This window comes from Asticcacaulis sp. MM231 (assembly GCF_964186625.1).
Classification (GTDB): domain Bacteria; phylum Pseudomonadota; class Alphaproteobacteria; order Caulobacterales; family Caulobacteraceae; genus Asticcacaulis.
Genome location: NZ_OZ075108.1, coordinates 2,917,700 through 2,930,579, shown reverse-complemented (window position 1 = coordinate 2,930,579; position 12,880 = coordinate 2,917,700). Strand labels below are relative to the sequence as shown.

The 12,880-nt window shown below is 59.7% G+C and carries 13 protein-coding genes; 7 read left to right on the top strand and 6 right to left on the bottom strand.

Going from position 1 to position 12,880, the window contains the following annotated elements:
• Positions 1–104 precede the first annotated feature (104 nt).
• The 3 genes from ABQ278_RS14345 to ABQ278_RS14335 are packed head-to-tail and all read left to right on the top strand — an operon-like array spanning position 105 to position 2,197.
• The gene (locus ABQ278_RS14345; protein WP_349320182.1) at positions 105–503 is read left to right on the top strand and encodes a DUF4260 domain-containing protein; all 399 of its coding nucleotides are present in this window, start codon (positions 105–107) and stop codon (positions 501–503) included.
• Positions 500–1,411: an NAD-dependent epimerase/dehydratase family protein gene (locus ABQ278_RS14340; protein ID WP_349320181.1), complete on the top strand. Its 912-nt coding sequence runs from the start codon at positions 500–502 to the stop codon at positions 1,409–1,411. Before ABQ278_RS14345 ends, ABQ278_RS14340 begins: the two co-directional genes overlap by 4 nt.
• A gap of 30 nt (positions 1,412–1,441) precedes the next feature.
• Positions 1,442–2,197, top strand: coding sequence for a metallophosphoesterase (locus ABQ278_RS14335; protein WP_349320180.1), 756 nt, complete (start codon positions 1,442–1,444; stop codon positions 2,195–2,197).
• A 165-nt stretch (positions 2,198–2,362) separates the two neighbouring features.
• Here the strand turns inward: ABQ278_RS14335 and ABQ278_RS14330 are convergent, their stop codons facing one another.
• A complete protein-coding gene (locus ABQ278_RS14330; RefSeq protein WP_349320179.1) occupies positions 2,363–3,082 on the bottom strand; it encodes an SDR family oxidoreductase in 720 nt (239 codons plus the stop codon).
• 229 nt (positions 3,083–3,311) lie between these two features.
• Between ABQ278_RS14330 and ABQ278_RS14325 the strand changes: the two genes are divergently transcribed.
• The 3 genes from ABQ278_RS14325 (at position 3,312) to ABQ278_RS14315 (ending at position 6,518) form a co-directional block, all read left to right on the top strand.
• Positions 3,312–3,878, top strand: a complete 567-nt coding sequence (locus tag ABQ278_RS14325) for a TetR/AcrR family transcriptional regulator (RefSeq protein ID WP_349320178.1) — start codon at positions 3,312–3,314, stop codon at positions 3,876–3,878.
• Between the two features lie 21 nt (positions 3,879–3,899).
• Positions 3,900–4,610, top strand: coding sequence for a YoaK family protein (locus tag ABQ278_RS14320; RefSeq protein WP_349320177.1), 711 nt, complete (start codon positions 3,900–3,902; stop codon positions 4,608–4,610).
• 120 nt (positions 4,611–4,730) lie between these two features.
• Positions 4,731–6,518, top strand: coding sequence for a chloride channel protein (locus ABQ278_RS14315; RefSeq protein ID WP_349320176.1), 1,788 nt, complete (start codon positions 4,731–4,733; stop codon positions 6,516–6,518).
• Positions 6,519–6,521: 3 nt separating this feature from the next.
• Here ABQ278_RS14315 and ABQ278_RS14310 read toward each other — a convergent pair whose 3' ends face one another.
• From ABQ278_RS14310 to ABQ278_RS14290, 5 genes are all read right to left on the bottom strand, one after another.
• Positions 6,522–7,148, bottom strand: coding sequence for an SOS response-associated peptidase (locus ABQ278_RS14310; RefSeq protein WP_349320175.1), 627 nt, complete (start codon positions 7,146–7,148; stop codon positions 6,522–6,524).
• Between the two features lie 21 nt (positions 7,149–7,169).
• Complete coding sequence (locus ABQ278_RS14305) at positions 7,170–7,916, bottom strand: LuxR family transcriptional regulator (RefSeq protein WP_349320174.1); 747 nt, start codon at positions 7,914–7,916, stop codon at positions 7,170–7,172.
• Positions 7,917–8,076: 160 nt separating this feature from the next.
• Positions 8,077–8,325, bottom strand: a complete 249-nt coding sequence (locus tag ABQ278_RS14300) for a hypothetical protein (protein WP_349320173.1) — start codon at positions 8,323–8,325, stop codon at positions 8,077–8,079.
• A 91-nt stretch (positions 8,326–8,416) separates the two neighbouring features.
• Positions 8,417–9,160, bottom strand: a complete 744-nt coding sequence (locus tag ABQ278_RS14295) for a LuxR family transcriptional regulator (protein WP_349320172.1) — start codon at positions 9,158–9,160, stop codon at positions 8,417–8,419.
• 697 nt (positions 9,161–9,857) lie between these two features.
• On the bottom strand, positions 9,858–11,171 hold the full coding sequence (locus ABQ278_RS14290; protein WP_349320171.1) for a heavy metal-binding domain-containing protein: 1,314 nt from the start codon (positions 11,169–11,171) through the stop codon (positions 9,858–9,860).
• A 238-nt stretch (positions 11,172–11,409) separates the two neighbouring features.
• Here ABQ278_RS14290 and ABQ278_RS14285 point away from each other — a divergent pair, with 238 nt between their 5' ends.
• Positions 11,410–12,753, top strand: coding sequence for a glycoside hydrolase family 27 protein (locus ABQ278_RS14285; protein ID WP_349320170.1), 1,344 nt, complete (start codon positions 11,410–11,412; stop codon positions 12,751–12,753).
• The last annotated feature ends 127 nt before the right edge of the window (positions 12,754–12,880 follow it).

Sequence of the window (12,880 nt, the reverse complement as noted above, 5' to 3'; positions counted from 1 at the left end):
TGAGAGCTTTCTATCCGTTTATGCATATAAGATATCAAAAATTAGCCAATAAACATACGAAAATAATAGCCTTATTCTATCTCTACCAACTAAGGAGATATCAGATGTCTGGATTTGTAAGCGGTCCACCAAAAACCATACTGCGCCTCGAAGGGCTCGCCGTGCTGGCCCTCACCACCTTCGCCTACACCAGATACGGTGCCGGGTGGTCAGTTTTTGCCCTGGGCTTTCTAGTGCCGGATCTGTCGATGCTCGGTTATGTCTTCGGCAAAAAGTCCGGGGCGCATATTTATAACATTGGCCATAGCTATCTGATCCCGATGGGGCTTCTGGCCTATGGCGTGATCACTGAAACACCCCTGGCCACGAGTGCCGCGCTGATCTGGACCGCGCATATCGGTCTCGACCGTCTGTTGGGCTATGGCCTGAAATATACCCAAGGCTTTGGCCTTACCCACCTCGGCCTCAAAGGCAAGGCCGCCAAAAAGGAACACTACACATGAAAACGGTTCTGGTTCTGGGCGCCAATGGCGGCGTCGGCAAGGTCGTGGCGAAGGCATTTCTGGCTAAGGGCTGGCGGGTGCTGGGTCTGGTGCGCGCCGGCAAGACGGCGGGAGAGGGGATTGTTCCCATCCATGCCGATCTGTTTGATGCGTCCGCCGTGGCAAAAGCGTGCGGGCCGGTCGATGTCGTCTTCAATGGCCTGAATGTGCCCTATCCGGTCTGGGCTACGGAAGCCTTGCCGACCTATACCGCCGCCGCTGATATCTGCGAAGCGCTTGGGGCCCGCCAGATCTATCCCGGCAGCGTCTATAATTTCGGTTCCTCCATGCCGCCGGTGCTGACGCCGCAGACGCCTTTCGCGGCGGATACCCTGAAGGGCCGCATCCGCGTCGGCATCGAAGCGATGTTTTCGTCACGCGCCGAGGCCGGGCGCGTGCGCACCCTCGTTATCCGCGCCGGCGATTTCTTCGGCAGCGATGCGTCGAAGAGCTGGATGAACGCCCTTGTCGCCAAGGACCTCGGCAAAGGAAAGCTGGTTACCCCCGGCAAGAAGAAGACGGTCCACGCCTGGGCCTTCCTGCCCGATCTGGCGGCCACGATCGTCAAACTGGCCGAGGTGGAAAGCACGCTTGACGCCTATGAGGTCTTTCACTTCGAGAGCCATAATGTCTCGGCGGAAAGGCTGGCTGAGGCGGCGCGCATCGCCCTGGGTCGCAAGGTCACCGTGGGGCATATGCCGCGTGTCATGTTCTCACTGATTGCTCTGTTCGATCCCTTCATGCGGGCGGCGCTCGAAATGCTGTATCTGTGGGACGTGCCGCACGCGCTGCACGATGATCGCCTGGCAAAGGTGATCGGCGAAGTGCCGCGCACGCCGCTTGATCAGGCTCTGAAGACTTTGCTTTAAATAGGTGTGCGTCCTGCCTATATAGGACGCATGACCTCCCGCATTGCACAACTGACCTACGCCATCGGCGATATCCACGGGTATGACGACCTGTTCGAGTGTATGATCGACCGGATCCGGATCGATGCGGAATTGATCGGTGAACGCCCACGCATCGTGCTTTTGGGGGATTATATCGATCGTGGACCTTTGTCGCGTCAGGTGCTGGACCGTGTGCAGCGCCTGCAAAAGGCACTGTGGTGCGATGTGGTGGCGCTGATGGGCAATCACGAAGAGGCCCTGCTGCGTTTCCTCGATGAGCCGGAATTCGGCACCACCTGGCGCGACTGGGGCGGGGCGGCCACGCTCGATTCCTACGGCGTGCCCATGCCCTATATGGCGCACTCGGAAGCCATCTGGCAGGCGGTCCGTCAGGATTTCGCGGCGAAGATGGATCCGGATCATCTGGCCCTGCTGCGGGCGATGCCGACATCGTTTCAGGCCGAGGATTACCTTTTTGTCCATGCCGGTGTGGACCCGGACCGGCCGCTGGCCGATCAGAACGGCGCCACCTTCATGTATATCCGCGGCCGTTTCCTGCGCGCCGATCAAGCCTGCGAATATGTTGTGGTGCATGGCCATTCGCCGCACAAGGTGCCGGTCAATACGCGCTGGCGCATCGGCATCGACACCGGCGTCTATTACAGCGGCATTCTGACGGCTGTGCGGCTGCATGGCGAGACGCGCGAACTGATGCAGGTGCAGCGCGAGATGGACACGGATCGTCCGTCGCCGGTTTTTTTCTAAGGAAAGTTGATCCAAAGATAAGCCAGATAAGCACAGATGTCATAAGGATCGGTGTCTTCTATGAACCGGTCATATAGTGAAGGCGCGAAGCGCTATCTGTGCTTATCTGGCTTATCTGTGGATACCTTAAAGCAAAGGCCGGGATTGCTCCCGGCCTTCGTCATTTTAGGCCTCACCCGCCAGAGCCGTATCGAGCGTCTTGCCATCGGTGGCCCAGAGATGACCGATCTGCAAAGCCACCGGATCGGGGAAGATGTAGGTCTCGCCTGCCGCAATGCCCGCCACGATATGCTGGGCGGCGTGTTCTGGCGTGGCCTTATCCATCGGGATGTCCTTGGCCAGATCAGTATCGATCGGGCCCGGATAGATGCCGAGCACCTTGATGCCTGATCCTTTCAGCGTGGCGCGCAGGCTTTGGGTCAGGGATTGCAGTGCCGCCTTGGAAGCTGAATACCCGCCCATGGGCGGCGCCGAGGTCAGGCCCACGACGCTGATCACATTGGCGATGGTGCCGCTCTTGCGGGCCGTAAACTGCGGCGTAAAGGCGCGGATGATGCGCAGCGTGCCGTAATAGTTGACATCCATATCGCCATTGATCAGTTCGATCGGGCTCTCGATGAAGTTGGCGAAGACGGCGGTGCCGGCGTTGTTGAGCAGGATATCGGTGTCGGCGGCGATTTTCGCGGCCGCATCGACCGAGGCCTGATCGGTGATGTCGAGTTGCAGCGGCACAACGCGGCTGTCCCCAAAGTCAGGCAACGAATCCAGGCGGCGGGCACCGGCATAGATTTTTTTGACGTCGGTCTTGAGCAGTTCGCGGACGGTGGCGGCGCCGATGCCGCGGTTTGCGCCGGAAACGAGGACGGTTTGACTTGTGTACGACATGACTATCTTCCTTTGAAAGAGCCGTCGGTTTCAGGCGGCTGATGGATGTAAACCGATCTGTTTACATCGCCGCAAGTAAACAGATCGGTTTACATTGTCAAGCGGACATGATAGTTTTTTTAGCTCAAGCGCCGGACTGGGCGTCCCCCATGGCTCCTAGCATTCACTCGGGACGGCCTTCGGCCTCGCCAAATTTCCTTTAGAAATTTGGAATTCAGGAGATTTCGACATGGCCGACACCGCCACGCCCACCAAAAAGCAGGAAATCATCGCTCAGGCCTATGATGCCTTCTATGACGGCGGCTTCCACGCCACCGGCATCGACACGGTCATGGCCAACAGCGGCATTTCCAAGCGCACCCTCTATAAGTATTTCCCCAGCAAGGAAGACCTGATCGAGGCGGTGCTGGAACAGTATGGCGAGGACACCGACACCTTCCTGTTCAAACCGGCGCTCGGTCGCAGTGATGATCCGCGCGAACAGATCCTGGCGCTGTTCGATATTCGTCAGGAAATGATGTCCAAAAACTGCCGGGGCTGTCTGGCCATGAAGGCGGGACAGGAATATATCGGCAAGCACGACGGCATCGCCGCGCGAGGCAAGGACGCGTCGGTCTATGTCGAGAGCCGCTTTATCGAGCTCTGTGAAAAGGCCGGCCTGAAAAACCCGACCGATACCGGCCGCCAGCTCAACCTGCTGTTCCAGGGTGCGGCACTGGCCGGCCACATGCAGCAGGACCTCGGCGTTTTCGACGTGGCCAAAAGGGCGGTGCATATCCTGCTTGCCGCCGCCTGACCAACCGGCCAGAATAGGCGTATGACGAATCCCAAGCCTGAACGCACCCTGCCTGTGGCCGCTCTTTTGATCACCGCCGCCGGCATGCTGGATGCCTTCACCTATGTTGGTTATGGCGGCGTGTTCGCCAACGCCATGACCGGCAATATCGTGCTGCTGGTGGTGCGTGTGGCCAAGCAGGACTATGCCGCCATCCTGCCCTTTCTGGCGCCGATCCTGAGCTATCTCTCCGGGGTGGCGGTGGCGCACATCCTTAAGGAAAGACCGCTTTTCGGACGATTGCGCTCGCCGGCGCGCACCTTTCTCGCGCTGGAAATCGCCTTTCTCATCCTCGTCGCCTTCCTGCCGCGCAGCATACCGGACATGCTGGTGGTGACAGGCATCGCGTTCGTGGCGGCCATGCAGGCCACCGCCTTCACGCGCATTGGTGAATTCGCCTACACCTCTGTGACGACCAGCGCCAATCTGCGCCACTTCGCGACAGGCCTTCTGGACTGGCTGGTGTTTCGCAAAAACCGCGAGAGCCGCCGCCAGGCGGTATTTTTCCTGACCCTGTGCGCAGGCTTCATCGGTGGGGCGCTGGCCGGTGCCGAGGCTACCACCTACTTTGGCCATGGCGCCGTCTGGTTGCCCGCCGCACTGTTGGCGGCGGCGCTTGTGCTGTGCCTGCCGTGGAACGTGCCGATGCGCGGTCTGTTCAATGGCGAGCCGATGAAAAAGCCCAACTCGTAAGGTTTTTCTTATTGCCTTCAAGTGTATGATGGCTTCACAAGGCGCAGGGGCGGGCTTAGGATTACCTTCGAAGCGCGCTTTTCATTCGAAACGTGCGCCCCACTCTGCGGAAAGCGCTGTATGTCGCATAACGCCCATCTTGGTGATCTTCTGCTCGGCAAGGCCGTCAGGCGCCCGGTGCTGCGCGGCGTGGCCCTCATCAAGCGCCACCTGCAAGGCTCCGAGGTGTGGTTCATCGTGCTGGCCGGTGGCGTCGGGCTGATCGCCGGCATCATGGCGGCGCTGCTCGGCCATTTCGCCCACCTGCTGCAATCCATGCTCTACGGCTTTTCGCCCGATCTGCGCCTGAGCGCCTTGCCCACCATCGAACCGTGGCACCTGCTGGCCCTGCCGCTCGGCGGCGCGGCGCTGGGTCTTGTGCGTTTCATCTTCCCGCGGCGGACCCGCGCCCCGATCGACGTCGTCGAGGCCAACGCGCTCTATGGCGGTCGCATTCCTCTGCGGGACAGCCTGATCGTGTCGTTCCAGACCTTCCTCTCCAACGGTTTCGGCGCCTCGGTCGGGCTCGAAGCCGCCTATGCCCAGTTGGGTGGCGGCATTGCCTCGAAGATCGGTCAGTGGCTCGATCTCAAGCGCCAGTCCCTGCGCACCCTGGTCGGCGCGGGTGCTGGCTCGGCCATCGGCGCGGCTTTCGGTGCGCCCCTGGCCGGTAGTTTCTATGCCTTTGAACTTGTGCTCGGCGGCTACACCCCGGCGGCGCTGGCCCCGGTGGCGGCGGCCTCGCTCATGGCGGTGCTGGCGGCGCAACTGATGAACATCGAGCCATTCGTTATCGCCTCCACCGCTGGCCAGAGCATCGAGATCAGCGGTTACCTGCTCTATGCCGTGCTGGGTGCCATCTGCGCCGGCGTGGGCATCGCCATCATCCGGCTGGTGGCCAGCGTCGAGGCCATTGTGCGCAAGATGCCGATCGGTGAGATCTGGCGCCCCATGATCGGGGGGCTGTTCCTCATCCCGGTGGCGTGGGCCGCCCCGCAGGCGCTCAGTTCCGGCCACGGCGCCATGCACCTCTACATGGCGCAGCAGGCCCTGGTAACGACGCTGCTTCTGGTCTTCGCGCTCAAGCTCGTGGCGTCGGTCATCTCGCTGGCCTTCGGCTTTCGCGGCGGGCTGTTCTTCGCCTCGCTGTTCCTGGGCTCCTTGCTGGGCTCGATCTTCGCGCAGATCGTCAACCACATCTATCCCGCCGCCGATCTCGACATCCTCAACGCTTCGCTCGTCGGCATGGCGGCGCTGGCCGTGGCCGTCGTCGGCGGCCCCATGACCATGTCGCTGATGGTGCTGGAGGTGACGCACGATTTCGCCCTGACGGCGGCGGTGGTGACGGCGGCGCTCTGCTCCAGCGCCATTATCCGCGAACGGTTCGGCTATTCCTTCTCGACCTGGCGTCTGCACCTGCGCGGCGAGGCCATTCGCAACGCCCGCGATATCGGCTGGGTGAAGGCCCTGACCGCCACCAGCCTGATGCGTCGGAACCATACGACCATGGGGGAGAGCGAAGGTATCGCCGCCTTGCGTGACAAGGTGCCGTTGGGCTCGACCTCGCGCGTACTGCTGGTCGATGATCAGGGCGATTACCGCGGCATCGTGCCGACCGCCGAGGCCTATATCGACCATGTATCGCTCGATGCGCCGCTGAAAGAGCTGGCGCGCCAGACCGAGGTCTATGTGCGGCCGGACATGGATATTTCGGCGATCATGCGCGTGTTCGAGCATTTCGGCGTCGATGATCTGGCCGTGGTGGACGAAGACCACAAGCTGCTTGGCCTGCTGACGGAAAAGTACGTCAACCGTCGCTACGTCGAAGAACTGGAGCGCTCACAGCGTGAATTTTTCGGCGAGATGTAAGCGCTAAAATAATCCGCCCGGAACGGGCTCGAGCTCAGACGTCACCTTCAGTGGTGCGCTGCGCGCCAGATCGACAGGTTTGCGTCTCAGCCAGGCATCCCACTGATCCGGATGCAGCACCACCGGTTCGCGGTCGTGAATGGCTGACATATCCCCGCCGGCGTCGCGGGTCAGGATAGAGAAACTCCAGATCGTGCCCTCAGTGAGATCGGCGCAATCCCACAGTCCGGCGAAGGCCAGGGGCTGATTATCCGCGCGCGTGATGCGCCATTTGTCCCGCGCCGTCTTCGGCCCCGACCATTCGTAGAAACAATCGGCTGGCACCAGCGCATGACGATAGCGCCACGCCGCCTTGAAGACGGGCTTTTCGTCGGCGCTGTCGAGCCGCGCGTTGAAGGTCGTGGCCTTCCAGTCCTTGAGCGATCCCTTGTACCAGTGCGGGATGAGGCCGAAACGCGCCGGTATCAGGCCTAGCTTGCCTGTCTCCGGATTTTCAATGACGATCGAGGTGCCAAGGCTGGGCGCGATCTTCATAGTCTCGCCATACTCGATCACGTCTGGCATATCGGGCATATGCAACATGGTCTTCAAAAAGCTGAGATATTTGAGCGCGTCGAACTGCCCGCACATGCGATGATCCTGGATGATGGCCTAGAGATGGATATGGCCATGCATCAGGCCGGCCACAACCGCCGTGACGCGATTGCAGGCGTTAAGCTTAAGGAAAATATGGCGGACGTGGCTATCGACCGTATTGCGGCTGATGCTGAGGATCATGCCGATCTCGTCATCGGTTTTGCCGCTGGCCATCCAGGTCAGGACCTCGCGTTCGCGCGGCGACAGGTGCGCCGGTTCTGTCTGTTCGGATGCCGTGCGGGGATTCAGGCGCTTGAAGGCGGCATAGAACTGGGTGCAGAAGGCGCTGAGCATATCGAGGTGCGGATGCGCGGCGTCGCAGCGTTCGGTCGAGGCCAGCCCGACGCCGGCGATCGTTGACCCGCTGCCGCGGATAGGGACGCCGACGCCATTCTTGAGGCCGGCCTCGTCGGCCAGGCGCATGAAGCGCGTTTGTTTGGGCGTATAGACGGATCGTTTTTCTAGTCCGTCCCAGGTGAAGGCGTTGGCTTGGGTAGCGCCGGCCTTCATGACCGGATCGAAGGACGCGCAGTTGTTCTCTATGTAGTATTTTACCCAGTCCTCGGGGTAGCTGTAGAGCAGGGCATGGCCATTGAGCGATTCGGGCAGGTCGACATCGCGCCGGACGGTGAATACCAGACGGTCATAGCCATATTGCCCGACGCCTTTGCGTAACAGGCCAAACAGCTCGTCACCGCTGCGCGCGCGCCCGGTATCGGTGATGAAATCCTCGAAAATATAACGGGTGGGCGTATCGAACATAGCGTTTCTGAACATAAAGAGACGCAACGATACCACGGTACGATCGAACTGTCCGCACAATCAGGTCTCCCACCCGAATGCGCGGACAATTCTTCCCCCATGCCCCCCGGCACTTATCCTGAAGAGGTCAATGATCAGGACAGGTGAGAATGCGTATTCGTCAGTGCATGTAAGGTTTTGGCGGCTGAAAGTGCCGGCGCATCTGGCTGTTCAGCGCGGCGTGTTTGGAATCGCAGTAGCGCTTGAGAAAACTTTCAAAAACCTCGGCCAAACCCTCCTGCAGGGCCACATCACCAACATCGAGCGCCAGGATACGCAACTCGTCAAGCCGGTTCAGCACCGCCATGACCGTATCGTCATAGCTCTCAGGCGCGTCGAAAGCAGCGATCTCACACATATTGTCGGCCATACGCGCCCCCTTTTATTATGGCTTTCAGGCAAACATATTGCCGGTCACCGCGCCATCACGAGAATTCGTGAGTTGGGGCAGTATGGACGTATTACGGCCGGATCAGGCCTTCGCCTATGGCCTTGACCACGGCGGTGACGCGATTGGGGGCATCGAGGCGGGCGAAGATCTGGCGCATATGGGTATCGACCGTATTGCGACTGATCCCCATAATCGTGGCGATCTCGCTATCGGTCTTGCCGGCGGCCACCCAGCTCAGGATTTCGGTCTGCTTCTGCGTGATGCCGATGGCCTGGGCGCGCGGTGTTTCACCCTGTGCATTCAGCCGTTTGTAGCTGAGATAAAACTGCGCGGTGAGGGCGCCGATCAGATCCGGATTGGCATGGGCGCCATCCTTGCCTTCGGTCGAGGCCAGGCCGATGCTGGCCACGAGGCCGGTCCGTCCCCAGATCGGTGCGGTCAGGCCATTGCGCAAGCCCCCTTCACGCGCGACATTATAAAGCCGGGTCTGGGCGGGCAGATAGTTGGAACGCTTCTCATAGTCTTCCCAATCGAGCACGCCGCTTTGCCGGCGCACCGCCATCATCACAGGATCGAAGGCAGCGCAGCCGTTCTCCAGATAATAGCCGCGTAGATCGTCAGGGAAATTGTGCAGCACGCCGCGGCCATGCACACGCTGCGGCAGGTCGGGATCGTCGATCACCCAGAGGCTGATACGGTCGTAGCCATGCTGGGCCACCGCGCGTTTCAGCAGTGCGAACAGGTCCACGTCCGCCGTTACCTGCCGGGTGTCGGTGACGAAATCTTCGAACTGATAGCGGTTGAAATGACCCATGCCGTCAAGTCTAGGCGCTATCCTGCGGCTTGGCGAGAAGGATATGGTAGCGCAAACATGGTTTTAAACCATGGGTGGCGTCTGGGCCACATCTGGCTGCGCGGTGCAAATCGAACAGGTGGAATGTTTTCGCGCATACCGTGAATTGGTATGCTAAATTAACTCAATCAGAGGGGGAAATTATGAAAAAACAAAATGGTTGCCTGGTGGCGTGCCTGATCGTGGTTGGTATAGTTGTCGTTATTGGTCTGGTTCATCTGGGAGTCGGGAATTACCTCTTATCGAAAAAATTTGAACTCAACGAAATAAAAGCCTCAGAGAGTGTTGCATCCGCTACCGTTGAGGCCATTTCGCAATCAGCGTTCGAGCCAGTATTGCCTGCGCCAGTCCTAAATAGCTCCGTTGACGAAGCCTTCGTTCATGACAAGGCACTTGAACTTACCGGATATTACTTCTCTTTCGAGCCGGTCCAGATAGGCAATTTCCGGTTGGCCCATATCGATATGGGGTCGAATAATGATCTCATTAAATTTGAAAAGGATGGGCAATCAATCCCGACATGGACGCCTTTCGAATTTGAATTTGAAGATATAACCAGCAAGGAAATACAAACGGATCAGGGTAATTTTCGTGAAAATTCACCACGCGTTTTTTGCACGCGTTACCTGATTACCCGCGAGGTCGTAACCTTTGAAGGCTATGACAAACAGGTGGGAAAAGTAAGCTTCACAGGCAAGTTCACAACGCAGTTTCTGGCTAACATGGTTAATTCTACGTCTATCTTAACGCAGGATAAGGATGCCTTCCTGACAGGAGACCTGATAATTAACGGCAAGACCTTCAGGAATGTGCGATTCCAGTACTGGGCTGGCGATTGACGCGTTGCTAAGCCCCTTGATTGTCCGCCGAGCGCATCAGCGACATGCCCATATCCGAATCCATCCAGGTGTCCTTGTCGTGGACAATGGCCTGTGCCGGCATCATCTGCGTATGTGTGCCCATGCCGCTGACCTTCTGCACCGCCGTGCCGATGGCCATGAATTCGATCAGTCCCTGACCGATCTCGATGATGTAGGTCTTCACCCCCACCACCTCCTCGGCGCCGATCGAATTCGGCTTCGGCCTTGAGGCGATCGAGCGCGTGTTCGCGGGCGTCATGCACCAGCGAGGTTAGTTCGCTGATCTCGCCCTTGGCGAAGGATTTCAGCGCCGAGAAGATGCCGCCGACGAGCCCCAGCGAATAGATCGAGGTCGACATCAGAAGCTTCATCGGCGCATAGCCCAGGCTTGCCATCGACCACAGCTCTTCGCCGGTCAGGTCGGACGTCACCACATGGTCAGACGGAAGCCCGGGGTGTGAAGCCGCCGTGCCGGTCATGACCATTTCATGCGTGCCCATCCACGGCAGGATGGTGGTGCGGATACCGAGCACCGCATTGGCGCCATCGGCGCGGGCGGCGGCGGTGATGCGGTCCAGCGCCTTGTGACGGGTCTTGTTGAAGACGTCGGAATATTCCGAAATCTCCCCGCGCCCCAATTGCTTGAGCGCGCCGATGAAACCGCCGCCGACGCCCATGGAATAGGCGATATTGCCAAAGACGTGCTGGATCGGCGTGTAACCGGCGTCCATGTGGCAGTAAAGTTCCTGCGCATTGCCGGCGGTGGTGAAGAACGGATCGCTGCTGGTTTTCGAGAAGACGCAGGAGCCGACAAACAGGAATTCGGTATTGCCGGAAAAGGCGCGCAGATCGCCCGAAACACCCGCCACGCCAGACGCGCCATAATTTTGCGCCTCCTTGGCCATGCGGGCGAAGGCGTGCATGCGGCCATCCTGAATGGCCTGCGTCACCTGCGGGATTTCACCGCCCAGAATATTGTTGAGACCGGCGCCGATCGAGCCCAGGAACCCCATCGAATTGACGCTGTTGCCCACCACCAGCTCACCGGCCGTATAGCCCTTGAGCGCCATGCAGTAGATTTCGTTGCCTGATAAACCGGTAACCCTGGCCATGACGGCGCTCCCTCACTTGGTGATGATAAGCGGGAGGGTGGAGCCTCTTTGGAGCGTTTGTCAATGGCCGGAGCGGCGCCAGATTTATAGGCGCATGATGTCGCTGGACCTGATCGCGTTGGGCTGTGGGAAAGGCACCAAAGTGTCCTCGCTGTCGGGTGTTTCGTCTTTACGGCTGGATTTCTACGCGGCCCATGGTATTCCTCAGACAATAACAATGATCACGCAGGATGACCGCATGCCCCGTTTTTCGACCGACCGCCGCAGCCTTCTGGCCGGCCTTACCGCCTTGTCGGCATTGGGCGCTATGGCGACCACAACGGCCGAGGCCAAAACACCGGCAGTCCTGGCGCCGAAGCCGCCGATGGGCTGGAATAGCTGGAACAGCTTCGCTACCACCATCAATGAGGACCAGGCGCTGGAAACGGCGCGGATCATGGCCGACAAGCTGAAACCGCATGGTTATACGGTCTTCACCATCGACATCCAATGGTACGAACCCGGCGCTAACAGCTATGCCTATGCCGAAAAACCGGTTCCGACTATGGATGGTTACGGCCGATTGCTGCCGGCCCCCAACCGTTTCCCCTCCAGCGCCGGCGGCAAGGGTTTCAAGCCGATCGCCGATCAGGTGCATGCGCTTGGCCTGACCTTCGGCATCCACCTGATGCGCGGCATCCCGCGTCTGGCGGTTGAGCAGAACCTGCCGGTTTTCGGCACCTCGGTCCATGCCCGCGATATCGCCAATATTGAGAGCATCTGTCCGTGGAACCCCGATATGTATGGCGTCGATATGTCGAAGCCGGGGGCGCAGGCCTATTATGACAGCGTGTTCGCGCTCTATGCCTCGTGGGGCGTTGATTTCATCAAGATGGACGATATGAGCCGCCCTTACGATGCCCATGCGCCTGAAATCGAAGGCGCGCACAAGGCCATCGTCAAGACAGGCCGGCCGATTTTGCTCAGCCTGTCGCCGGGCGAAACCCCGGTGGCGCGCGCCGGCCACGTCCGGAAGTACGCCCAGATGTGGCGCATCAGCGATGACTTCTGGGACGAGTGGCCGCTGCTGGAATCACAGTTCACGCGTCTGGAAAACTGGAACGAACACCGCACCATCGGTGGCTGGCCCGATGCCGACATGCTGCCGCTGGGCCGTCTGGCGCTCGGCAACCGCGACACCAAGTTCACGCCGGCGGAGCAAACCACGCTGATGACCTTGTGGTCGATTGCGCGTTCACCTCTGATCATGGGCGGGGACTTGCGTCACCTCGATCATCCGACGCTGGCCTTGCTGAACAATGACGAAGTCATCGCCATCAATCAGGACAGCCACGACAACCAGCCGCATTTCCTGGGCGATGGAAAACGCGTCTGGACCGCGAAAGCCGCCAATGGCGACACCTATCTGGCTTTGTTCAACACCGCGGACAAGACCGCGGATCTGACTTTCGATCTCAGTGTGATCGGCCTTAAAACTGCGAAAGTGCGCGATCTGTGGGCGAAGGCAGATCTGGCGCCCGTCAGCGGCCGCCTGATCGCGTCCGTGCCATCGCATGGCGCAGCCTTGTTCCGTTTGAGCTAAGTAGGTTTGATTCCCCCCTGTAGCGAAGCGTACGGGGGAGGTGTCACGGCTTGTCCGTGACGGAAGGGGGCGACCCTACAACAGAAGAGGCCCCACCGGCGGGACTACGCCCGCCACCTCCCCCGAT